Source organism: Photobacterium sp. WH77 (assembly GCF_022014395.1).
In the GTDB taxonomy this organism is placed as follows: domain Bacteria; phylum Pseudomonadota; class Gammaproteobacteria; order Enterobacterales; family Vibrionaceae; genus Photobacterium; species Photobacterium arenosum.
Map to the genome: position 1 here is coordinate 1 of NZ_JAKLTE010000003.1, position 24,497 is coordinate 24,497.

Annotated in this window: 20 protein-coding genes and 1 tRNA gene; 7 read left to right on the plus strand and 14 right to left on the minus strand. The window is 50.0% G+C overall.

All coding sequences use genetic code 11. The annotated features are described in order from the left end of the window. Window positions 1–1,469 (plus strand): EAL domain-containing protein (locus L6J37_RS03845; protein ID WP_237794182.1); only part of this gene is annotated, 1,469 nt, incomplete at its 5' end. A 50-nt stretch (window positions 1,470–1,519) separates the two neighbouring features. Here the strand turns inward: L6J37_RS03845 and L6J37_RS03850 are convergent. From L6J37_RS03850 to hutH, 7 genes are all read right to left on the minus strand, one after another. Beyond that, complete coding sequence (locus L6J37_RS03850) at window positions 1,520–3,136, minus strand: methyl-accepting chemotaxis protein (RefSeq protein ID WP_237794184.1); 1,617 nt, start codon at window positions 3,134–3,136, stop codon at window positions 1,520–1,522. Between the two features lie 214 nt (window positions 3,137–3,350). After that, complete coding sequence (locus tag L6J37_RS03855) at window positions 3,351–4,391, minus strand: DUF2955 domain-containing protein (protein WP_218383904.1); 1,041 nt, start codon at window positions 4,389–4,391, stop codon at window positions 3,351–3,353. Window positions 4,392–4,403: 12 nt separating this feature from the next. Then, complete coding sequence (locus tag L6J37_RS03860) at window positions 4,404–5,462, minus strand: HlyD family secretion protein (protein ID WP_218383906.1); 1,059 nt, start codon at window positions 5,460–5,462, stop codon at window positions 4,404–4,406. A 6-nt stretch (window positions 5,463–5,468) separates the two neighbouring features. Beyond that, window positions 5,469–5,951: a transcriptional regulator SlyA gene (slyA, locus tag L6J37_RS03865; RefSeq protein WP_218383907.1), complete on the minus strand. Its 483-nt coding sequence runs from the start codon at window positions 5,949–5,951 to the stop codon at window positions 5,469–5,471. A gap of 223 nt (window positions 5,952–6,174) precedes the next feature. Next, window positions 6,175–7,530 (minus strand): hypothetical protein, encoded by a 1,356-nt coding sequence (locus L6J37_RS03870; RefSeq protein ID WP_237794186.1) that lies wholly within the window; start codon window positions 7,528–7,530, stop codon window positions 6,175–6,177. A gap of 826 nt (window positions 7,531–8,356) precedes the next feature. Beyond that, on the minus strand, window positions 8,357–10,369 hold the full coding sequence (locus L6J37_RS03875; protein ID WP_192014991.1) for a urocanate hydratase: 2,013 nt from the start codon (window positions 10,367–10,369) through the stop codon (window positions 8,357–8,359). A gap of 15 nt (window positions 10,370–10,384) precedes the next feature. Continuing rightward, window positions 10,385–11,875: a histidine ammonia-lyase gene (hutH, locus tag L6J37_RS03880; RefSeq protein ID WP_218383909.1), complete on the minus strand. Its 1,491-nt coding sequence runs from the start codon at window positions 11,873–11,875 to the stop codon at window positions 10,385–10,387. 150 nt (window positions 11,876–12,025) lie between these two features. On the opposite strand from hutH, the gene L6J37_RS03885 reads away from it, so the two are divergent. After that, a complete protein-coding gene (locus L6J37_RS03885) occupies window positions 12,026–12,973 on the plus strand; it encodes a LysR family transcriptional regulator (RefSeq protein ID WP_237794189.1) in 948 nt (315 codons plus the stop codon). Window positions 12,974–13,196: 223 nt separating this feature from the next. Here the strand turns inward: L6J37_RS03885 and L6J37_RS03890 are convergent. Together L6J37_RS03890 and L6J37_RS03895 are read right to left on the minus strand one after the other, a co-directional pair. Next, window positions 13,197–13,287 (minus strand) — tRNA-Ser (locus tag L6J37_RS03890). A 118-nt stretch (window positions 13,288–13,405) separates the two neighbouring features. Beyond that, on the minus strand, window positions 13,406–14,284 hold the full coding sequence (locus L6J37_RS03895) for a DMT family transporter (protein ID WP_218384182.1): 879 nt from the start codon (window positions 14,282–14,284) through the stop codon (window positions 13,406–13,408). A 127-nt stretch (window positions 14,285–14,411) separates the two neighbouring features. Here L6J37_RS03895 and L6J37_RS03900 point away from each other — a divergent pair, with 127 nt between their 5' ends. Both L6J37_RS03900 and L6J37_RS03905 read left to right on the plus strand, forming a co-directional pair. After that, window positions 14,412–15,875, plus strand: coding sequence for an aminotransferase-like domain-containing protein (locus L6J37_RS03900; RefSeq protein ID WP_269093355.1), 1,464 nt, complete (start codon window positions 14,412–14,414; stop codon window positions 15,873–15,875). 47 nt (window positions 15,876–15,922) lie between these two features. Beyond that, complete coding sequence (locus L6J37_RS03905; RefSeq protein ID WP_237794191.1) at window positions 15,923–17,053, plus strand: PQQ-dependent sugar dehydrogenase; 1,131 nt, start codon at window positions 15,923–15,925, stop codon at window positions 17,051–17,053. A 44-nt stretch (window positions 17,054–17,097) separates the two neighbouring features. Here L6J37_RS03905 and htpX read toward each other — a convergent pair whose 3' ends face one another. Beyond that, a complete protein-coding gene (gene htpX, locus L6J37_RS03910) occupies window positions 17,098–17,976 on the minus strand; it encodes a protease HtpX (protein WP_192014986.1) in 879 nt (292 codons plus the stop codon). Window positions 17,977–18,254: 278 nt separating this feature from the next. Between htpX and L6J37_RS03915 the strand changes: the two genes are divergently transcribed. Both L6J37_RS03915 and L6J37_RS03920 read left to right on the plus strand, forming a co-directional pair. Then, complete coding sequence (locus tag L6J37_RS03915; RefSeq protein ID WP_192014985.1) at window positions 18,255–18,410, plus strand: hypothetical protein; 156 nt, start codon at window positions 18,255–18,257, stop codon at window positions 18,408–18,410. A 146-nt stretch (window positions 18,411–18,556) separates the two neighbouring features. After that, complete coding sequence (locus L6J37_RS03920; RefSeq protein WP_192014984.1) at window positions 18,557–19,219, plus strand: hypothetical protein; 663 nt, start codon at window positions 18,557–18,559, stop codon at window positions 19,217–19,219. A gap of 79 nt (window positions 19,220–19,298) precedes the next feature. Here the strand turns inward: L6J37_RS03920 and bioD are convergent, their stop codons facing one another. Genes bioD through bioB form a run of 4 tightly spaced genes read right to left on the minus strand, consistent with a single transcriptional unit; the run spans window position 19,299 to window position 23,003 of the window. Then, window positions 19,299–19,976, minus strand: a complete 678-nt coding sequence (gene bioD, locus L6J37_RS03925; protein WP_192014983.1) for a dethiobiotin synthase — start codon at window positions 19,974–19,976, stop codon at window positions 19,299–19,301. Then, window positions 19,969–20,748 carry a malonyl-ACP O-methyltransferase BioC gene (gene bioC / locus L6J37_RS03930; RefSeq protein WP_237794193.1) on the minus strand — a complete coding sequence of 260 codons (780 nt, stop codon included), beginning with the start codon at window positions 20,746–20,748 and terminating at the stop codon, window positions 19,969–19,971. Before bioC ends, bioD begins: the two co-directional genes overlap by 8 nt. Window positions 20,749–20,764: 16 nt before the next feature. After that, window positions 20,765–21,964: an 8-amino-7-oxononanoate synthase gene (bioF, locus tag L6J37_RS03935; RefSeq protein WP_237794394.1), complete on the minus strand. Its 1,200-nt coding sequence runs from the start codon at window positions 21,962–21,964 to the stop codon at window positions 20,765–20,767. Further along, window positions 21,951–23,003, minus strand: a complete 1,053-nt coding sequence (gene bioB / locus L6J37_RS03940; RefSeq protein ID WP_192014980.1) for a biotin synthase BioB — start codon at window positions 23,001–23,003, stop codon at window positions 21,951–21,953. Before bioB ends, bioF begins: the two co-directional genes overlap by 14 nt. A 191-nt stretch (window positions 23,004–23,194) precedes the next feature. Between bioB and bioA the strand changes: the two genes are divergently transcribed. Further along, window positions 23,195–24,454 carry an adenosylmethionine--8-amino-7-oxononanoate transaminase gene (gene bioA, locus L6J37_RS03945; protein ID WP_237794396.1) on the plus strand — a complete coding sequence of 420 codons (1,260 nt, stop codon included), beginning with the start codon at window positions 23,195–23,197 and terminating at the stop codon, window positions 24,452–24,454. Window positions 24,455–24,497: the final 43 nt, after the last annotated feature.

Genomic DNA, 24,497 nt, shown 5'->3' on the forward strand with positions numbered 1-24,497 from the left:
ATGCCAGGGGGAGTCTGGAAAACCTGGTAAACGAAAAAGCCAACATTGCGAGTGCGCTTCTGCAAAACACCATGGATGAAGCCCATATTGCTGTTAATAAGGCTACTCCATTGCTCGGTGCCGCCTGTACCCCTGCAACCGCGGAAGAGCTAAAGCGCATTTCCGTGCTCAGCCCTAATATTCGCACCATTAACTTAGTCAAAGATGATTACGTTTACTGTTCATCACTGTTCAGCAGGACATTGAAAAAGAATGCTAACACCCACATCTCAATCGACAACCGGCTGTTTCTGGCCACGCATAATTATTTCAATCCAAATGAAAACATTCTTTTTCTCAGCTCAAAAGCTGGTGACAGGTATGCAATCGCAAGTATTGATGTCCATTATATAAAAAAAACACTCAAGACTATTGGACAGAAAATTCCGTTAACAGTTACGTTAAATAACCAGCAGAGAGTGACATACAACACTTTTTACTCTGAGACAAAAAACGGCACATTAATCGCCCTGAATTCCCGGGATGATGAGTTCACCATTTCATCTCGGATAAGCCAGCAAATGTATCTGGATTACATGCTGTCGCATTTATACATTCCCATATATCTGTGCATCATTATTGCCATTATCATCAGCATCAATGGCTACCGCCAGCTCAAGCGCCCGCGCTCACCTCAAGAGGAATTACGGCGGGCCGTAGAAGACAATGAGTTTCTGCCTTACCTGCAACCTATAGTGAACCATCAAGGCAGGATTTGCGGTGCGGAAATATTAATGCGTTGGCACCACCCGAACCAGGGGTTCATCATGCCAGACTTATTTATCCCTCTGGCAGAGGACACCGGCCTGATTACAATCATGACGACTCAGATGCTGACCAGCGTGAAATCTTATTTACTTCAGAATCAACACTATCTGCCCGACGGCTTTCACCTGGCCATTAATATCAGCCCAGGCCAGTGTAATGATCTGCTTTTCTATAATGACTGCCTGAGTTTCATGTCTGCCTTTCCGGAAGGAAAGGTAAAACTGGTCGCTGAACTGACAGAGCGGGAGTTCATTGAAGATACAGGGAATGCTGCCCTCCTGTTTGAGAAGCTGCATAATCTGGGGGTTCAAATTGCGCTGGATGATTTCGGCACCGGTCATTCATCGCTGGCGTATATCAACCAGTTCAACATCGACATTATTAAAATCGATAAGAGCTTTACCCACCTGATTGGTTCCGTAGACATGCCGAGCCATATCGTAGATAACGTGGTTGATCTGGCCAACAGACTGAACATAGATGTCGTTGCAGAAGGGGTGGAAAACGCGACACAGGAAGCCTATCTCAAGCTGCGCAACATTCAGTTTTTCCAGGGCTATTTCTACGATAAACCCATTCCTCCAGCGGTTTTCATAGAGAAAATGCAGCAGCAAAGCGACAGACAGGCACGCTTAACCGCTGATCTTTCACTGAATGGCTAACGAATCAAGCAGGGAGCAAACTCCCTGCTGTTTATTATCATTAGTAAACGCTACACCTTAAAATAGGCCAGGTGCTGGTTAAGTAATTCAGAGACTTGCGCCATTGCCTGACTTTCCTGAGCAAGGTTCATGGATGATTCTTTCATCACGTTAGCAGACAGGTGAATGCTGCTGACATTTTCATTCATTTCATTGGCGACTATGCCTTGTTGTTCCGCCGCGGCCGCTATCAGCACCACTCTGTCAGTGGTTTGGTTCAAGTCTGACACCATATTTTCAAAGGTGATCCGGGTTTCCAGCGCAACATCGACACAGCTTGCCGCCTGAAAATGACTCGATTGCATGGTTTTGCTCGATTGCTCAGCAATACTGGTCAGTCTGTCGATACTGGCCTTGACCTCTGATGTCGACTGCTGAGTGCGACTGGCAAGATTTCTGACTTCATCGGCAACCACGGCAAATCCGCGTCCCATCTCACCGGCTCTGGCCGCTTCAATGGCGGCATTCAATGCCAGCAGATTGGTCTGCTCCGAGACATCCTGAATCACGTTCACCACAGCATGAATATCCTTTACCCCTTGTAACAGCTCATTGACGAAGCTGTCTGCCTGGGTGATGTTTTCAGCCACCGACTGAATATTATCGCTGGTGGCTTTCATGCTGACACTACTTTGCGAAGCCTGCTCAGCAACGTGAACAGTGGCCTCGGAGGTACTTTCTGCATTTTGGGCGACATCGTTAATGGTTGCCGACATTTCATTCATCGCCGCCGACAGTTGCTCAAGCTGTACGTGCTGGGATTCGACGCTGGTTGCCGTCTCTTCACTGGCACTGGCAATTCGGCCAGCCATTTCACGTGATTGCTCCGCAGACTGACTGGCCACTTTGAGTGCCGCCTGCAGTTTATCCAGCATGCGGTCGACTTCCCGCCCCATTTCACCAATTTCATCCTTACGCTTTTTATTCAGCCTGACTTTCAGATCACCGTCTGCAATCACATGAACTTTTTCGACCAGCGCAGTGAGCGGTGTGACAATATCGTGTGCCAGCAAGTACCCGAACAATGCCAGAATGATCACCGCAGCGGCAGCAAAAACCGATGCCTTCGCCAGATCACTGTAGAAGACATCGTCTATATCCGACACCAGTACGCCCGAGCCGACTATCCAGTCCCACTCAGGAAAATACATCACATAAGATATTTTTTCGTGCAGCCGGCCATCCGGTGCCCGCCAGGTATAATCCAGAAACCCCTGGCCTGTTGCCGACGCGATACTCGCCATTTCACGCCAGTGATACTTGCCAGAACCATCGCGGATCGCAGAAGCATCAGCGCCGTCCAATTCCGGCTTTAACGGGTGGATAATGACTTGTTGCCTTGGGTTGGTAATCCAGAAATAGTTATCACCATCATACCTGAGCTGATCAATGGCCTGCAGTGCCATATTTTTCGCCTGCTCTGCACCTAAATCCGCCGTCTGAGCGGCAAAAAACTGAATGATACTTTGCGCGGTTTCAACTTGTGCGCGCAGCTTATCTTCACGCTCGCTGAATGAAGCGTTGCGCTGCTGCGCCAGATTATAAATACAGACAGATACAATAATCCCGGCGGCTATTGCCACCAGCAGTTGCAGCTTTATTTTTATTGATATATTTCCAAGTTTCACGTGATGTCCCTGCCAAAATAAGCAACAAAGCACGTATTTTGCAGCAGGGAATCCGGGGAAGAGTTATCTGAAATCAAAGAAAGTTGAAACTCTATGCCTGACAGGCATTAAACGTAATGATATGTGACACACGTCATATACAACTCGCTCAATGTCCTATTACTGACTATGTGGAAATCTGTCGATATCAACCTCAGTGCAACACAAGCCCCGGCTACTGAGCCGGGCTGAAACGGGTCGCCTCAAAGCTGTTCAGTAAACGGTGGATCAGGTATGTCACCAGTAAGGTGGCAACTATGGCGAAGAAGATACTGCTGACCCGGTAAAGCGCGCTGAACACCAGATCATTACCCGGAGTCAGGTATTGCCCGTATAAAATGCCAAGGGTTGTCAGTCCGCCAAAGCCGGCACCTGAGCCGCTGGATTCCTTAACATGCATATAGCTGAACAACATAGCGCCTATCCACAGCAATGGAATGATCAATACCAGCATTCCGGACCAGTCGTACAATAACAACTGCCCTGCCATACCAAAGGCGACCCCCATGATAGTGCCCATCGCCCGTTTACGGGCATAACCCAAAGCGCCATTCCAGTGCATAGGAAAAAGCAGTAACAAGGTGGTCGCCTGCGCTGACATCGAGTCATTCAGATCAAAGATCTGAAAAACCAGAAACGACAGTGTTGCAATACTGGCGCCCATCAGTGCTTCATGGCGCATTCGGTGAGAAGCCTTCGGTTCACTGGGACGTGCTGGTGGCCGACGAGGTTCGGCATCAGGGATCAAAAACGTCATCAGGTAAGCAATCACCACCGACAGCACATTGGCCAGCAGGTTGCTGAAGATAAGATCATTCAAATCTGAACTCGGGTAACTGGCAAAGTGCAGCATAATGCTCAGGCTGAGCACGCTGTTCGCCCCGAACAGAAAGAGTGTTCCTTTGGACATACAGGCAAATTTGTACAGAAAAAGCACGAAAGCAATCAGGGTCATCATGCCCGGATGTCCGCCAAAGAATCCGCCTAGTATCCCCACTTCCAACCCGCACACTATCGCCGCAGCCAGCAGCTGACGCGCGGCATGCGCACTCATCACAGGCACCATTCCCAGCAACAGCATGGGGGTAACAGTAAAAAAAACGCCGTAGTTCCAGCCGAAAATTTTACTGATCGTAAAGCCGAGCGTGGCACCGGTTGCAATTCTCAGGCACTGGCGGACATCGTTTTCCGACATCGGATGATCCCATAACTTCATGGCACCTCCGGCTTAGTAGATGTAGTGCAGCGCACTAAGGAACTTAATCTGAGCATGAGCCATCCAGGCGAACAGGCCACCGTCCGGAACCAGCTGTACCGTGGCACGCGCACCTGCGGGTAACTGTTGCGGCGATTCCCCATCAATGTTCAGATGAAGACGCATTCGCTGGGCATCCCGCACCCATCGGTTAGACTCTGTAGGCGTGGCAAGACGGCCATTCGCATCAAACTGTCCGGCACTGACACCCGCATCCAAACTGCTGATATGTGCACTAAAGACCTGCCCTGGCTGACTGTCGAAAGCAACCAGCGCCTGACTGTCGTTACTGAAATGTCGCAGGCTCTTTTCCCGGAAATCGGCAATGATATCGACATCCGTTGATACCAGTGCCACCAGCGGATTACCGGCTGCCGCGTAAGCGCCTTGCTCCAGCTGGAGATTGGTAATTACGCCGTCACGTTTGGCTTCTACACGGGTATAAGACAGATTCAGTTCTGCCTGTTGTAGCTGATTTTTCGCCACACGAATGCTCAGGTTTTTATCGCTGATTTCGCCCCGGCTGACTTCCAGCTCTTTTAAGCGCGCTTTCGAGGCAGACAAATTCGCTTTGGCTGCGATGGCAGCACTCTGAGCATCATCACGCAGTTGTTGTGATGTCCCGTTGCGATGAAACAGTGTGCTCAGTCGCTGCGCTTCGCGTGTTTTTTGTTGCAAAATGGCTTCATTCGCCGCGACTTCTGCCTTTGCGGCCAGGATAGAGGCATCCAGCTGGCTGTTATTCTGGATCACTTTTTCCAGATTCAGACGCGCTTGTTCGACGGCCAGCTTATACGGGGCCGGATCGATAACAAACAACACGTCGCCCTGATGGACGGCCTGATTATTATGCACATGTATTTCGGTGATCGGGCCATTCACTCTGGGAGCGACTTTGGTAACAACCCGTGTCGCCATCGCTTGTGGGGTCAAAGGCATAGCCAAGTCGGCCATCAAAAAATAGGCAAAGACCAACACAAATGCGAAACAGGCGTATTTAATCCAGCGGGCAAACTTTTGATCAGGTGTCATAGAGGTTTATGTCTCCTTAGAATCGTTATTGTGTTCTTTATTCAGAGAATCCAGCGCATTGTGGGCAATCTGCTCCAGAATTAAGCCCAGCTTCTGTAATTCCTGATCGTTAATATGCGATAGCAGCTGTTTGCGCACCTGCATGATGCGTGCTTCCATTTGGGTGAGCAGTTGTCGTCCTTCATCCGTCAGGCTGACAATCCGGGCGCGCTTATCACTGTCGCAGCAACGGCGTGTAATCAGCGACTGTTCTTCAAGCTGTTTCAGGGTGCGCATCAGCGAGGCCAGTTCGATCTCCAGCGCTTCTGCCAATGTTTTCTGACTGACATGATCGCCCAACCGCTGCAGTTTCCACAAAGCCGTCCAGCGCGGATGAGTGAGGCCCAAAGGGGCCAGTTCGCGGTCTGCCACCATCTTCCACAAACGCGAAACACGGCTGAGCTGCTCAGCTAACGGCAGATCACGCAGTATATTGATATCTTGAATCATGGTGCTTCACCAAAAATACTTAGCCTGCTAAGCAATATAATATAGTTAGCAGGCTAAGTAAATGTTTCGTGATTTATCTCACACCATGCCAGTACAAGCATTTTGACGCAGCATGCGCTGTTCGAGGGGAAACTGGAGCGAAATCAGACAAGGTCGGGGGGCTCTGAAAACAATAACGCCAGAATGAGAAAGCTCACATTCTGGCGTTGTGGATCAATGATACTTACAGCAGGCGGTTAAATTCGACATCATATCTTTCATTGAGACTATCGGTTATATCGAGCGTCAACGTCTTCCCATCTTCTGATACGGTCACAGAATGAATCATGGATTGAACTCCATTGTCATGCAGGAGAGATGGCCCTGAACCGTCAAAAATCAGGTCTAGAGTCAGATCAACGTTATTCATATGTGAATAAGTACCGTACTCAATCCCAATATCACCGTCCTCACCTTCTGGCACTTCGCTATCGGCCAGTTGAACCAAGAAAAACTTACCGTCATCACGGAAGTTGAAAATGACATGTCCTGAATTATTACCTTCTTCGGCTGGCTCTTCTTTAAGTTCCCAGCTTCCCACAATAGTATTGGAGGTTGCCACTCGAGGGAAAACTTCGTCACCGGAAGCGTCTTCATCATCAGACGGTGTTGGATCAGTCCAGGTCAGAGAAAGTGAAGCATCGCTGACGACAAAATTGGTGATGATGTCATCACTGGCCAGACCGCCATCAAAATGGTCATCTGCAATACCGTTGTTGTCGTTATCTTTAGACCAGCTGATCTTTTTCCCTACTAAATCAGTACCTTTCAGCTTAAAGCTGCCATATTGGAAACCTTGCCACAAATCTTCATCTTGGTCTTCAACTTCATATTCATATTCCACAACCAAAAAGTGGCCATTAGGGAAAATGTTCACAATACCTGCATATTCAGAATCCTCACCCACTTCCCAACCTAAGGTAAACATACCTTTTAAATCAGCCGTTGTTGTGCTCAGGCTTTCTTCAAAGTGGGCTTTTGCTTCAGCCTCATCTGGCAGGTCGCTGGCAGATTTACCTGCCTGAGACAGAAGCGCTGTGACATTGGATTCATTACCAAAATCAGCGGGCGCAACATTGAAGTTAATTTGAGATGCGGTGTTTTTCACTGTTTCGTTAATAGCAATGCCATTTGAAGGATCGCCGTCAGTATCCAGAGTCATCAGCAGGCGGACAATGTTCACCACAGCGTTATTGTTGATATCATCAGTGCCAGCTAAGTCCAATGGGGTAATCACATTCCCGGCATCAACAGAGGTAAAACTGTGGCCCCCCATTTTGAAGGTGACTTTTTCACCCGGCTTATAGCTGAATTCGCCATTGGCATTGGTGGTTCCGCTCTGGGTGGCGGTAACATAGTCCATGCCTTGGACCGCAGCGTCAATCAAACGACCGGTTGATACATCACCGGATTGATTTTGATCACCACCGGATGAATTGTTATTGGCTGTATCGTTACTAGAACTACTGCCACCGCCACAAGCACTGATCGCAAAACCCAGTGCTGCCACAATCGACAAGTTTAATAGTTTTCTTTTCATTGTTGTTGTCCCTCTGCATATGTGTTTTTTTGCTTTTATAGTATTTTGTTTTCGCGGATCCAAATACAGGCAGGAAAACTGAGACACTCAACGATTCGCTCTAATTAATATATTAAACATTCATTTCAAAAGCATTAATCCCCACAAACGCAAACCAAAATGAAGCATTCGACCATTCAGAGCTTCAACAAAGTAAATTAATATACATATCAATAATGACTCAAGATATTTCACTATTGATATGTTAAAAATAAATCTGGCAATTCTGATGACAAAAAATGTAAAAGAACGCTAATTAAGGATTGTTATCAACACAATTAAATTGACAACCCCCTGACATAAAACAAAAAAATCGAGCTACTCACTAATAGCGCCTGTTAATTGATATTATTGTGATTATTATCACACAAATTAATGATGCCAATTTGAGATAAACAAGAGCTTCATGAATACCAAAATAAAAACAACAAACCACAACTATTCACAAAAGGAATACATTGGTGCTTTTACATGAATAAATAATAAGAAACTGAGTTATCTGGCAGTTAAACCCATTCATGAATAAATATTTCATCCAGCGTAATCATGTTCGTAGTCTGGTTAACCGTTAACTGAAAAGTGGCTTCGGTTAAAATAACCGGGAAGAATTACCAGCGTTGAAACACAGCTTCGAATGAATGGTTAAGATTGGATGCCTGATATATGTCGGGCGACAGAGCCAGAACAAGGTAGGGAGGGAGGTTTAAATCTCGTAACACAACTCTGAACCCAAAAGAAAAAGCCTCGTCATAACGAGGCTTTCAGAAAACAATGATTGGCAGGTTACTCAGAATGTCAGATTATTGATAATGTCATCGTCAACCTGATTCGCTAACGTCACTTTTAGCTTAGGCGTTCTTGCCATTTCACGCTGAATGGCAAAGTTCGCTTCTTTATTACGTGCCCAGCTGCGACGTGCAATACCGTTATTAACATCGAACAGCAACATAGACTTCAGCCTGCGCTCGGCACTTTCACTGCCATCAAGCAACATGCCGAAACCGCCGTTGATCACTTCACCCCAGCCTACACCGCCACCGTTATGGATAGAGACCCAAGTCGCGCCGCGGAAGCCATCGCCGATCACGTTGTGAATGGCCATATCAGCTGTAAAGCGGCTGCCATCATAGATGTTCGACGTTTCACGGAATGGTGAATCCGTACCACTGACGTCGTGGTGGTCGCGGCCCAGTACGACAGGACCGATTTCACCGCGATGGATCGCATCGTTAAACGCTTTGGCAATTTCCATACGACCTTGTGAATCAGCGTACAGAATACGCGCTTGTGAACCGACGACCAGCTTGTTTTGCTTCGCATCTTTGATCCAAGTGATGTTGTCTTGCATCTGCTGCTGAATTTCTTCTGGCGACTCGGCCATAATCTTGCTCAGCACCTCAGCGGCAATCGCATCGGTTCTGTCCAGATCTTCCGGCTTGCCTGAAGTACAGACCCAACGGAACGGGCCAAAACCGTAGTCAAAACACATAGGACCCAGAATGTCCTGTACGTATGACGGGTATTTAAAGTCGATGCCGTTTTCAGCCATCACATCGCCACCCGCACGCGACGCTTCAAGCAAGAAAGCATTACCGTAGTCAAAGAAGTAAGTGCCGCGGGCTGTATGTTTGTTTACCGCATCCGCATGACGCTTCAGTGTGTCTTGTACTTTTACCTTGAACAGCTCTGGCTCTTCACGGATAAGACGGTTCGATTCGTCATAGCTGATGTCAACCGGGTAGTAACCGCCAGACCAAGGGTTGTGCAGTGAGGTCTGATCCGAACCCAGGTGGATAAAAATGTCCTTCTCGTAGAAGGTTTCCCACACATCCACCACGTTGCCGATAAAGGCAATCGAGACGACTTCGTCGTTGGCTTGTGCTTCACGAACACGTTCGACTAACGCATCCATATTGTCGATCAGCTCATCCACCCAGCCTTGTTCGTGACGTTTAATCGCCGCTTTCGGGTTCACTTCGGCACATACCGTAATACAGTCAGCGATATTACCGGCTTTTGGTTGTGCACCGCTCATGCCGCCAAGACCCGCTGTCAGGAAGATCTTCCCTTTCGGGCTTTGACCTTTTTCAAGCACTTTGCGGAAGGCGTTCATGACAGTAATGGTGGTGCCATGTACGATGCCCTGCGGGCCGATATACATAAACGAACCCGCTGTCATCTGGCCGTATTGCGTCACACCTAATGCGTTGAACTTTTCCCAGTCATCTGGCTTTGAGTAGTTCGGGATCATCATACCGTTGGTCACCACAACGCGCGGTGCCTCTTCCGACGACGGGAACAGACCCATCGGATGCCCCGAGTACAAATGGAGCGTCTGATCGCTTTCCATCTCACTTAGGTATTTCATGGTCAGCAGGTATTGGGCCCAGTTCTGGAATACCGCACCGTTACCACCGTAAGTGATGAGCTCTTCAGGGTGCTGCGCTACAGCCGGATCCAGGTTGTTGTCGATCATCAGCATGATGGCGGCTGCCTGCTCGCATTTCGCCGGATAGTCTGAAATAGAGCGCGCTTTCAGATCATAGTTAGGCTTGAAGCGGTACATGTAAATGCGGCCAAAATCTTTCAGTTCCTGAGCAAACTCAGCAGCCAGTTCCTGATGCCATTCATTCGGGAAGTAACGCAAGGCATTGCGAATAGCCAATTGCTTTTCTTCCGGCGTCAGGATGTCTTTGCGTTTAGGCGCACGGTTAACACCGGCCGGATACGGTTTAGCCTCCGGCAGTACGCTAGGGATCCCTTGTCGAATTTGTTCTTGAAAATTGAATACAGTGTCCATCCTTACAGGCTCCCTTCAGTTCACATTAAACGCTTGTGTTTTCACCAATGCGATCATGGCGTCAATGTCTGGCTTCAGCAGGCGGTCTTCTTCCAGCTTGGCCACTTTCTCACGAATAATTCGGTAGTTTTCTTCAATCACATCTGAACAGCGGTTCGGACGTCTGAATTCAATCGCTTGTGCCGCATACATCAGTTCGATAGCTAAGATCTTTTCCAGGTTGCCTAAAATCTGATTCAGCTTTCTGCCCGAGATACTGCCCATAGAAACATGATCTTCCTGACCCATAGAAGTCGGCACGCTGTCAGCAGACGGAGGAAAACAGAGTGATTTGTTTTCAGTGACCAGAGCCGCTGTCACGTATTGCGGGATCATCATGCCCGAGTTCAGGCCACCAGATGCCGTCAACAGACGCGGCAAACCGTGCAAGCCTTCAAGCAACAGGTAGCAGCGACGGTCTGCAATATTACCCAGTTCCGCGGCAGCAATAGAGGCATAATCCAGCACCATGGCCAGCGGTTGCCCATGGAAACTACCGCCGGAAATGGCTTCTTCGGAGCTGATAACAATCGGGTTATCAGTCACTGAGTTCATTTCAATTTCAGCCAGTTCTTTCAAGTGATTGTAGGCATTGCGCGAAGCACCATGCACCTGCGGAATACAGCGCAGGGAATAAGGGTCTTGCACGCGAACACAATCAGCATGCGAGGCCATGTTTTGTGAGCCTTTGAAGAAACGTCTCATCCGGGCGGCGACTTCAATATTGCCGGCAAAGGCACGCGTCAGGTGCAGCTCTTCTCTGAATGGCGAACCACTGCCCTGCATCCCTTCAATACTCATCGCACCGGAAAGATCTGCCAAGTCAAGCAGATAACGCATTTTCGTGAGTGCGGTAATAGCATGAGACAGAATAAACTGTGTGCCGTTGATCAGCGCCAGACCTTCTTTTGCATGCAGCTCAAGCGGCGCTAAGCCGTATTCACGCAGCGCTTGCGCGGCTGGCACTGTGTTGTCGCCTTGCCAGAATTCACCTTCGCCAATGAGGGGTAAAAACAGGTGAGAAAGCGGTGCTAGGTCACCCGACGCGCCAACAGAGCCTTGCTCCGGCACAACAGGGATCAGATCGTGTTCGAGAAACGCCAGCATACGCTGAACAACTTCCAGACGAATACCTGAGTAACCCTGACTTAAGGCATGTATCTTGGTGATCAGCATCAGTTTTGAGATGGATTTCGCAATCGGCTCACCCACACCGACCGCATGGGTGATCAGGAGGTTTTTTTGTAACAGATGCGTTTCTTCCGGTGAGATTTGAGTATCACACAGCGGGCCGAATCCGGTATTGATGCCGTACACCGCCTTGTCTGAGGCGGCAATGATGTCCACATTACGACGGCTTGCATTGATTTTATCGAACGCTTCTTCACAGAGTTCCGCTTTGATACTGCCATCCGCTATGCCGTTGACAATATCCAGATTGAGTTGATCAACACCATATCTAAACATCTTGTTTGTTCTCCTGACTGACTGATATCTCTGTATCAGATTGCTTCTATAAAATAATGTTAGCTTGCCCTGTATGTTTTATAAAAGCATAATGTTCGTAGTTCATTCCGGTTTTATCGAACAAAAAATACAAGCTGACAGAGAGCCCCTATGCAGATTCAAGATGTTGATTTACGTATGCTGAGAATATTCGTTGCTATCGTTGAGTGCGGCGGTCTGTCGGCGGCAGAATCGCGCTTAAACATAGGTCGCTCCACCATCAGTTCTCACTTATCCGACCTGGAAGTGCGCCTTGGAATTACGCTTTGCAAACGCGGCCGGAGCGGCTTTGAGGTCACAGAGGCCGGGCGCGTAACCTATCAAGCCTCACTGGAGTTACTCCAGCAGTGCGAAGCCTTTGCCGCCACAGTGGCGAGCTCTAAAAACGAACTGTCCGGCCGGGTCACGATTGCCATGATCGATACCTTAGTCAACGATCCGCGCTGTCGTGTGGCCCAGGTGATTGCCGGATTAAAAAGCAGAAGTAATAACTTACAGTTCGACATCAATGTATGCGAAGCGCGCGAAGTTGAAACATCCGTTGTGAATGGGCGCTCGCTGGTGGGAATCGGCGTTAGTCGTCACCCGCTAAGGGGGCTCGACTATTTCCCCCTGCATAATGAAACGAACTATCTGTATTGCGGCAAAGGCCATCCGCTGTTCGATTGCCACCCATCGGAAATCGACACGCTGTTACAACAAGCAGAAGTGATCACCAGTAACTATATGCGGGATAAGGAAACCCGCAACGACGCACTGAATTATCAGAATACGGCCATCGCCTATCACGATGAGGGGATTGCGCATTTGATTTTATCCGGTGCGTTTATCGGCTACCTGCCCGAGCACTACGCCAGCAACTGGGTCAGCAAGGGACTGATTAAACCTATCTTGCCCGAGAAATATACCTACCAAATCCCGGTCATGCTGATCACGTTAAGAAACAACTCAGCGTCGCCCCTGGCCAAGGCACTGATTAAAGAGATTAAGCGTTGTCATAGCCTTGCCCCATCATCCAATGCCAGTGTTGCCAAGGTTCAGACGAAAAAAAACCGCTGATAGTTCAGCGGTTTCTTTAAATGTGGCGGAGCCACAACAAGGTATGGCGGGATTTATCACTCGCAAGCTCGTGCCCCTTCGGGCGTTGCCTGAAGGCAACGTGGTCTCGATTCGCTCGGCTGAGACTGGCCGTCCGTACCCTTCCAGGGTTCTTCACCCTATCTCATCTTGCCAAGGTTCAGGCGAAAAAAAACCGCTGAACTGGCAGCGGTTTCTTCAAATGTGGCGGAGAGATAGGGATTTGAACCCTAGATACGCTATTAACGTATGCCGGTTTTCAAGACCGGTGCTTTCAACCACTCAGCCATCTCTCCGTAAGTGGTGCGCATGATACCCAGCCGATCCCATGTTGTAAATACCCCAAAGAATCAAATGCACACTTGATCGCCAATCTGACACATTCATTTTCGCTTTGGCTGATTTTTCAGCCCTTTAGCTTTCCTGTTGCACAGAAGCCAATGACTTTTCCTGCGTTTGCACCGTCTTGGGTTTTCGCATCACCAGATAAACCGCCATCGCAGCCAGCATAAAACCGACGGCACTCATCGCATCGAAGGTTTCATTAAATGCCAGCCAGGCTTGCAGCGCTGTCACCGGCGGCACCAGATAGAAAGTTGAGGCGACTTTCGAGGCTTCCCCGTGTCTCACCATATACAGCAACAGCCAGACTGCGGTCACAGACACCCCAAGTACCAGCCAGGCCAGAGTCAGGGTGAATGTCAGATTCCATTCCACCTGCATAGTTTCCATCGTCATCATCACAGGTGCGAACAAGAGCGCAGCCGTCAGGTATTGGTAAACCGATCCACCGACCAGATCAACCTGCTGGCAGAAACGCTTTTGATACAGTGTACCGAGCGTAATACCGAGCAAAGCGGTCGCGGCACACAAATAGGCGGCTATTTTATGATCTTCCTGCTGCCAGCTCATATTGCCCTGCAGTACCAAAGTAATGCCCATCAGCCCCACCAGCAGCCCCAGCCACTGTGAGAATGCCAGACGCTCCTGCCCCATTGCGACTAACAAGAGTGCCGTCAGTACAGGTTGTAATCCAACCAATAAGGCGCACAGGCCCGCTGGCATACCAAGGTAAATACCGTAATAGGTGCCGCCCAGATAAAAACCATGAATCAGCACACCAGCGACCATGCTGTGCAGCCGTGCGCGACCTGTCGGGAGCTGCCCGTTAAGTAAGTACAACAACACCATAAAAATCAGAATATTGAATGCCATACGTATAAAAAGAAACGTTGCAGGTTCCGCATACGGCAGACCAAAACGGGCGCCAATGAAACCCGTGCTCCACAGCATCACAAATATGAAAGGAATAAACCGAGCCACTGAGACGTCCTTCTGGTGATTATCATGATTTTCCACTACTGTAGATGGGTACAAAAAAAGTAAAAAGTGACAGTTTTGTGATTTTCATAGGGTACAGATGCAGCAAACACAGCACCAAGCACAAGCCAGCGAGGCCAAATACCGGCAAGTGATCCGGGAACTGACACTGCGTATGGAGCGCGGTGTGTATCAGGCGGGTGATAAGCTTCCTTCGATTCGTCAGTTAAGTGAACAGCTCACGGTAAGCAAAAACACGGTCATACGTGCGTATCAGGAACTTGAAGCGGCTCAGAAAATTGAAGCGCATCCCCGCTCTGGCTACCGGGTCATCACTGCCGGACGGTCTGCCCCTCTGACGATGCAGGCCCCCGGCTTTGTCGATTTACTGACATTAAGCCGAACCATATTGCAACAGTCTCCGTCATCGTCTTTGCTGCCAACCGGCAGCGCGCACCCGAATACGCAATTTCCGGCCATTACCTCGCTGTATGCTGAAATTGGCCGCCATAGCCGTTACCAGACTCATCTGCCGAGCCATTATTTGCTCCCGCCAGGTGATGAGCAATTACGAAAGCAGCTGGTCACTGTTAACCAGTGGCTGGACATTTCGACCTCGCCCGATGACATTCTGATCACCCACGGCGCACAGCAAGGGATCAGCATGGCATTGCAGGTGCTGACCCAACCCGGCGATACCGTCATCGTTGATTCCCCCTGCTATTTCGGCAATCTGCTGCTGCTGGAATCACTTGGCCTGAAAGTGGTGGAGATCCCCTCTCACCCGCAGAGCGGGATGGATTTAACGCACCTGTCACTCGCTCTGGCGCAGTGGCCCGTCGCGGCCATCCTGATCAACCCGAGCTTCAATAACCCAACCGGTTCTGTGATGCCACGGGGTGAGCGCGAGTGCTTTCTCAGCATCACCGCAGGTATCCCCGTTATTGAAGATGATGTGTTTGGTGATCTGGGTTACGGCAAACGCCCGCCCGCACTTTACAGTCTGGATACCGATAACAGGGTGATCTATTGCAATTCGTTATCTAAAACGCTGGATTCTCGTTTGCGTATTGGCTGGATGCTGGCCGGACAGTATCAGCCGCTGATTGAGAAACGCCTGCTCGCAGACAACATGGGCAGCCTTAATCTGATGCAGTCGGCAGTGGCTGAGTTTTTAAAGACCGGCAAATACCGCACTCACCTCAATAAAGTCAGACGCTATTACCAGCGTAATCAACGTGCATTCAGTCAGCGTCTTTGCTCTGCGCTCGACAGCTATCCCTGGATGGCTGGCCAGTATCATTTACACCTGCCCGATGGCAGTTTTCTCTGCTGGCTGGCGCTGCCCGAGCAGGCCGACAGCTATCAGCTTTATCAGCAGGCACTGGCGGCCGGGATCAGCCTGTTACCCGGCAACATGTTTTGCACTCAGGATCAGTATCGCCATTGTCTCCGGCTCAGCTATGCGGCATTCGAAGATAATTCGCACTGGAACTCAGGCGTGAAAAAGCTGGCACAGCTCATTGCCGAACATATCAGACCACTGATTGATAACACAGAGTGAGCATCGACTAGGCTTACTGAAAAGATCATTTTATTAAGGAAAATACCATGAGATTCCGACACCTTGCCTTCATCGGTGCATTGTTAAACGCATTGTCTTTTTCAGTGACATCCGCGCCTGGCATTGTCAGTACCGGTTCCAGTGAAGGCATGGCTTATCAGCTTGAAAAAGTGGCTGACGGCCTGTCAGTACCGTGGGGAATGACCTTTGTTGACCCAACAACACTGCTCATTACGCTGCGTCAGGGAGAAGCGGTACTGGTCGATACCCGCTCAGGACAGCAAAGAACCCTGAATGGCCTGCCCGACATTTATGCCCGGGGCCAGGGAGGTTTGCTGGATGTCACTGTATCCCCCGACCCCTCGGCAAATGGCTGGATCTATTTTACCTACAGCAAACCGGTTAAAAACGGCAGCGCCACCACACTGGCAAGAGCCAAATTATCAGGCCAGACGCTCACCAACTGGCAGGATTTGCTGGTTTCCCGTTCGCACAGTGAGGCCAGCAAACACTATGGCAGCCGGATAGCCTTTGATATGAAAGGCCATGTGTTTTTCTCTGTCGGTGACAGAGGAAATCGCCCGAACGGGCAGGATCTGAGCAATCACGCCGCCTCAATATTACGTTTAAATCTCGATGGCACAGTGCCGGAAGACAACCCCTTTTATGGTCAGTCTGGTGCATCGGCAGAGATCTGGAGCTATGGTCACCGCAACCCGCAAGGCATCGCATTTGATACAAAAACAGACAGGTTATGGGAAATTGAACATGGCCCGCGCGGTGGGGATGAAATCAACCTGATCCTGCCGGGGCGCAATTACGGCTGGCCAGTTACCTCACACGGTAAAGAGTACTGGGGGCCGCTGGATGTCGGTGAATCCAAAGAAAAAGCCGGTATTGAGTCACCGAAAAAAGTCTATGTCCCCTCCATTGCCCCCGGCAGCCTGATGATTTATCAGGGCAGCGCTTTTCCGGCCTGGCAGGGTAATCTGTTTGCCGGCGCACTGGTGTTACAGCACCTGAATCGAGTCGCCCTTAATGCGCAGGGAAATCCTGTCAAAGAAGAAAGGCTGTTTGAAGACTTGAATGAAAGAGTGCGCTCACTGGCGCAAAGTGCAGAAGGGATTGTCTATTTCGGTACTGACAACGGCAACCTGTACCGCATTGTGCCCAAATGAAACAGCCCTCGCATAGTGCGGGGGCTGTCGTTAGTCTGAGTGGATTACAGGTGCTCACCACGACGCAACGCATCAATACGTTTTTCCAGCGGTGGGTGTGTCATGAAGAGTTCAGACAAGGTTTTCTTGCCGTTGATGCCGAACGCCATCATTGAACCTTCAAGGTGAGATTCCTGACTGACTTTCAGGCGCTCTAGCGCAGCAATCATCTTCTCTTTACCAACCAGATGTGCAGAGCCTGCATCGGCTTTGAATTCACGGTGACGGCTGTACCACATGGTAATAATACTGGCCAGGAAACCGAACAGTAATTCCATAATGGTGGAAACAATGAAGTAGGTCATAAAACTGCCGCCCTCGCCTTCTTCGTTGTTGTTGCTGACACCGCTGACAGCACCCGCAATAATACGGGAGACAAAAATCACAAAGGTGTTCACCACCCCTTGTAGCAAGGTCATAGTCACCATATCACCATTGGCAATATGGCTGACTTCGTGTGCCAGCACGGCCTCCGCTTCATCGCGGGTCATGCTGTGTAACAACCCGGTAGACACTGCCACCAAAGATTCATCACGCTTGGCACCTGTTGCGAACGCATTGATATCCGGTGAATCATAAACAGCCACAGTCGGCATACCGATACCAGACTGTTTCGCCTGACGTGCAACCGTTTCCATCAGCCAGTGTTCTGTTTCATTACGCGGATGTTCAATCACCATACCACCCACAGACCTGAGCGCCATGGACTTAGACATGAAGAGGGAAATCAAAGAGCCGCCAAAACCAAACAGCACTGCCATAACCAACAGGCCATTTAAACTGCCTGGCTGTAAATCAGTAACGGCATAGATAATATTGAGCACAATGCTGAATACCAGCATTACGGCAAGGTTGGTTGCCAGGAACAAGCCAATTCGCTTCATACCTTTCTTTTCTCCAACAAAGGTCTGGGTGTCAAATGCTTCTGCGCCTTCCTAATGGCTGGCGCATCAATAAGATGGTACTTATAGTATGGTCGTTCAATCTAAAAACAAGCGGAAGCAGGAAATTGTTACTTTTGGTAAGAGATATCCGCTTCTGAGACAGAAATCATGGTTTGCCCGATCAGCAGGGTCTTAGACTTTGGTCGTATTGTATAAGATGCCGCCATTCTCTATTGTCGTTGCGTATTCGAATTCACAGTATCTAACAAGGAGGCAAGATGGCTGACCAAGAAAACTACCAAGTCGCAATTGATATCCTGCGCTGCCATCTTGGCATGACGGCTGAAGAAGCCTGCGCAGAGCTGGGGATTGACCCAATCACGACTCAGCCAACTGAAGCCATTGAGCAGATGCCTTTACTCAGCGATAACTGATTTCCTTGTACCAAATGCTGGACTCAAAGCCTCCTTTTCGGAGGCTTTGTCATTTTTGCGTCATAATGTCCTTACGCAAGTTCTCATTCAGAATGTTTATGTGATACTAGTCCCAAAAATCATTCTGAACACTGTACAGGTAAATTATGAAAAAGCTCTATTCACACACTATGGATAGCGCCACTTCGCGCGAAGACGTGCGCACTCTGCTCCTTCCCGTTGCTATGTTTATGGCTGTTGCCGTTATCGCGGCAATTGCAGCACTCATCATAAAAATCGAAGTGCTGCAACTGAGTGGCAATCTCGGCGAAAACTCTCTCGTGGAATATACTCAGGAACTTTATCTGTTTTTGACCAGCGCACTCTTTTTTGGCCTGGCCATGAAGCAGCCAGCACAAAAAGGCTTTGCTGTTCTGGTTTCCACGTTTTTTATGGTGCTGCTTATCCGGGAGCTGGATGGGCTGCTGGACCTTATCCGGCACGGTTTCTGGAAATTCCCGGCTGCCGTGGTTGCGGTGCTGGGGATGGCATATGCCCGTAAACATCTGCCGACAACACAACAGCCACTCAGTCGATACAGCAAACACGCCAGTTTCGGTCTGATGCTGGGCGGTCTGGCTACCCTGCTGGTGTTCTCACGCCTGTTTGGCATGGGAGAGATCTGGCAAACCGCGATGCAGGATAACTATATGCGAGAAGTAAAAAACCTGGCTGAAGAAGGGGTCGAGCTGCTGGGTTACAGTTTAATCCTGGCTGCGGCTATCTGGTATTGTTTGCCGGGCCTGGTCAACAAAAAACAACGCTATTAACAGCATGAAATGCAACAGCGCCGCCTTACTGGCGGCGTTGTCGTGTTATGTATCGTGCGATAAAAAGGAAAAAAACGGTTTAAACCAAAAGATCCATATTCAGGTAGGCCGTTAAGTCCCGCTTGGCAATACCGGGCAAATAGGGGATTTCACCTAACTTTGGAGCGGGCAGGTAAGATTCAAGATACTTCAGGTTATCCTCATAACAATGGGTATCCGGATCAACAAGGTTTGCCACCCAACCGGCCAGCGTCAGGCCATCATTTTGAATCGCTTCTGCGGTCAGCATCGCATGATTCAGGCAACCCAGTTTCACCCCCACCACTAATATGACTGCCATTTCTTCCTGCTTTACCCAGTCAGACAGTTTCATTGTGTCGGAAAGAGGAACACGCCACCCGCCGGCACCTTCAACAAACACCACATCACTTTTTTGCTTCAGCTTTGATAAACCTTCAGACAATCTGGCAGGATCTATGCTAATACCTGCCTGCTTTGCTGCAATATGAGGCGCGATGGGCGGCTCAAACGTATAAGGGTTAACTTCTTCATACTGCAATTCTGGCTGGGAAGCGGCTTGTAAAAACAGTGCATCAGAATTGCGCATACCATAAGCGGTCAGCGTACTGCCTGATGCAATCGGTTTAAACCCTGCTGTTCTTTGCCCAGAGCGAACACAGGATTCAATTAAAGTACGGGTAACTACCGTTTTTCCTGCATCGGTATCCGTTCCTGTAACAAAAAATGCGTTAGACATTCGTGAACACTCCAAAACAAACTTGATACGTTGCGGGTAATTGACCCGTACTGTCGCGAAAACACGCATAGGCATTTTCGATCCGGTTCAGCGCCGTCCGGCCGAACATCCCTTGCCGACGCTGCTCCGACAGGTGAGTGGCACCTATTCCCTTAAGATCCTTCATTAAATCCAGTGCACGCTCATAATGCATAACCACTGGCTTGACCGATAACTCTGCCGCATTCAGCCCCGCCTCTGCCACGGCCTGTGAAAGCTGAGTGACAGAGTCAAACTGATTGACATGCCGCTGCGTATCAACCGATTGCCACGCGCGTTCAAGCTCAAACAATGTGCCCTCTGCCAGCGTGGTGATTCCAATCACCCCGCCCGGTTTGACAACCCGCTGCAACTCCCGCAGCGGAACGGCAAGATCTGAGCACCATTGCAGAGCAAGACTGGAAAAGGCCGCATCAAAGTGGTTGTCCGGAAATGGCAGCGATTCGGCATCAGCGACACAAAACACGCCCGCGCCATCACAGCGAGCTTTGGCCTGCGCCAGCATTTGTTCTGACAAATCAATGGCTGTGGTCTGGTAGTGCATGGCCTGCAGCTGGCGGGTGAAATACCCGGTTCCGCATCCGGTATCCAGCCAGTGGCTGCCTTCCGGCAGGCTGGGTAATGTATCCAGCAATTGGTGCCCCACCTGTCGCTGAAAAGCCGCCGATTGATCATATTGTTTTGCAGCTTTACCAAAACTGGCGGCAATCGCCTGCTTGTCTGAACCAGACAAGTTCTGATTCCGTGGCCTAACCGCCACTGTCGGACTGATTTCCTGCATCCTGTACCTCTTCAAAAGACGCATTCAACGATGTTGCCAACGCTTTGACTTGTTTCTCTGTATGGCTGGCAGACAGGGTAATACGTAATCTGGCCTGATTGACCGGCACTGTGGGCGGTCGGATAGCCGACACCCAAATGCCTTTTTCAGCCAGAGCTGCAGACAGGTTTATTGCCAGTTCACTGCTGCCCAGCAATACAGGTTTGATCGGCGTTTCTGTCGCAACCAGACCCACTTCCGGCAATAGTTCGTCTGCCAGAATATGTCCTAATGCTGCCAGCTTCTCCCTGCGCCAGTCTCCACTCTGGACCAGATCGCAAGCGGTACACAGTGCATGTGCCTGTGCCGGCGGCATCGCCGTCGAGTAGATATAATGCCGCGCAAACTGAATCAGATATTCTGCGACCTCATCGCTGCACAACACCGCCGCGCCCTGCATGCCGAAGGCTTTGCCAAATGTGACAATGCTGATCTCAGGTTTAATGCCTGCCAGCGCCGCACTGCCCCGACCGCCTTCCCCCAGCACCCCGCAACCATGGGCATCATCAACCATCAGCCAGCTTTGTGAAGCACTGCACAGGGCTGAGATCGCCGCCAGCGGCGCCTGATCACCATCCATGCTGAACACGCCTTCCGTTACCACCAGAGTAGCGGCACAATCGCCTGACCCGGCTTTTAATAATGCATCCAAGGCATTGAGATCGTTGTGAGCAAAGCGGCGCATGAGCGCCGGTGATAAAAGGCCCGCTTCCATCAAAGAGGCATGATTCAGCTTGTCCTGGATCAGCCGGTCTGATTTGCCGAGTAAGGCAAACAGCACCGCCTGATTGGCACTGAATCCGGTACTGAATAACAAGGCTCTGTCGTACCCCAGCCAATCCGCCAGCCGCTGCTCAAGCTCTGCATGCGGTACCTGATGCCCGGTCACCAAAGGTGAACCGCCACTGCCTGCGCCATAAACAGACAACCCCTGCTGCCAGGCCGCGATCAATTCCGGGCACTGAGCCAGTCCCAGATAATCGTTGCTGGAAAAGTTAATATGCGCTTGTTGTTTACCGGCAAACTGCACGCAGGATGGCTGTCTGCTGAGTGGCTTTCTCTGACGATACAGTCCCTGAGTCTGTCGCTGACTCAGGGACTGTGATATCCGGGAATTAAAGAGAGGCATCGTAGAACAAGTCATCTGCTGCCGGGCGGGCAGCCACACGCTGTGCTACCTGACCAAGCAGTTCATGTTCCTGATACTCATCCGGCTTAGCGGCTTTTTCCTGGCGGTTAATACCCAGCTTGTTAAACAACTGCATGTCTTTGTCTTCTTCCGGGTTAGGTGTGGTCAGCAGCTTGCATCCGTAGAACACAGAGTTAGCGCCCGCCATAAAGCACAGTGTCTGCGTTTCTTCACTCATTCCCTCACGGCCAGCCGACAAGCGAACAGCGGAAGCCGGCATCATAATGCGGGCAACCGCGATGATGCGGACAAAGTCCAGCGGATCGACATCATCCACGCTATCAAGCGGCGTCCCTTTAACTTTCACCAGCATATTGATAGGCACGCTTTCCGGGTGCACCGGCAGGTTCGCCAGCTCAACCAGCAGGCCTGCCCTGTCACGCGCACTTTCGCCCATTCCTATAATCCCGCCGGAGCAAATCTTCATACCGGCATCACGCACATGTGACAGCGTATCCAGACGATCCTGATAAGTACGGGTGGTAATGATATTGCCGTAATACTCAGGCGAGGTATCCAGATTGTGGTTATAGTAATCCAAACCGGCATCGGCCAGCGTGCTGGCCTGATCGCCGGTAATCATGCCCAGCGTCATACAGGTTTCCAGCCCCATAGACTTCACACCGCGTACCATTTCCAGCAGGTACGGCATGTCGCGCTCTTTGGGGTTTTTCCAGGCTGCGCCCATACAGAAACGTGTCGCACCCGAGCTTTTGGCTTTTTCTGCCGCATCCAGCACCCGCTCAACTTCCATCAGGCGTTCACGGTCAACGTCGGTGCGGTAGTGGGCACTCTGCGGGCAGTATTTGCAGTCTTCCGGGCAGGCGCCGGTTTTGATCGACAGCAGGGTGCTGACCTGAACCTTGTTGGGTTCATGATACTGACGGTGAACTTGCTGCGCTTCAAACACCAGATCCATGAAGGGTTTTTCAAACAGCGCCTGAACTTCTGCAACGCTCCAATCGTGTCTCACTTCCACGTGTAAACCTCTTTATTTGTTCTTATTACCCGCAGATTGATCACGATAACCGTAACAATTCCACGGGTTTGAATACTTGCAAGTCTACTTTCAGTAAGTACACTGTCAACCACAAAGAAAATACAGGGTTTACATCTGTGCAAAACATCACCAGCAAAAAGAACTCCTCCAACCACTTCACGGCTTCACAGGTGGATTTGGACTACGATCGTCAGCATGTCTGGCACCCGTACACCTCCACCATTAACCCGCTACCCTGCTACCCAGTGACTCATGCTGATGGCGTGACCCTGTATCTGGAAGATGGCCGGGAACTGATTGATGGTATGTCTTCCTGGTGGTCGGCGATTCACGGTTACAATCACCCGGTACTGAATCAGGCCGCACACGATCAGCTGGGCAGGATGTCGCATGTCATGTTCGGCGGCCTTACCCACCAGCCTGCGGTTGAATTGTGCCGCAAACTGATTGCCATGACGCCTGAGCCTCTGCAGCAGGTATTCCTGGCAGATTCCGGTTCAGTGTCGGTGGAAGTGGCTTTGAAGATGGCGCTTCAGTACTGGCACGCAAAAGGTGAACCACGGGCGAAATTCCTGACACTGCGGCATGGTTATCACGGTGATACCTTTGCCGCTATGTCGGTCACTGATCCCGATAACTCGATGCACAGCCTGTATAAAGGATTTCTGCCAGAGCATCTTTTTGCAGATTCGCCCACGCTCGGATTTCATGACGAGTGGGATGAGAGTGATATTGCAGACTTCGCTGCCAAACTCGATGATCATCATCAGGACATTGCCGCTGTCATCCTGGAACCTGTCGTTCAGGGCGCAGGAGGAATGCGTATCTACCACCCTACCTTTCTTCGTCGTGTGCGAGAATTGTGCGATGTCTATGGTGTGCTGCTGATTGTCGATGAGATTGCGACCGGGTTTGGCCGGACAGGCAAACTCTTCGCCTGTGAACATGCCGGCATCAGCCCGGATATCATGTGTGTCGGTAAAGCACTGACCGGTGGCTATATGACCCTGGCTGCAACCCTGACCACCAAGCACCTTGCCGACACAGTGTGCAGCGGTGCTGCAGGCTGCTTTATGCACGGCCCGACTTTCATGGGCAATCCGCTGGCCTGCGCCGTGGCCAATGCCAGTCTGTCTTTGCTGGAAACGGGTGAATGGCAGCAGCAGGTCAGCCAGATTGAAGCGCAACTGGCCGAATTACTGCCCGTGGTCGCTCAGTCTGACAAAGTGAAAGCCATTCGCTGGCTCGGTGCAATTGGTGTGGTGGAGTTGTATGAACCTGTGGACATGGTCACGATACAGCAAAGTTTTGTAGACAATGGTGTCTGGGTTCGTCCATTCGGTAAACTTATCTACATCATGCCGCCATTTATCATTAATAATCAGCAGCTTAATAAACTGATTTTCGCCATTTTACAATCATTGCACTAATATCGAAAAACAGACAGATCCTCATGTTTGACCAGATATACTC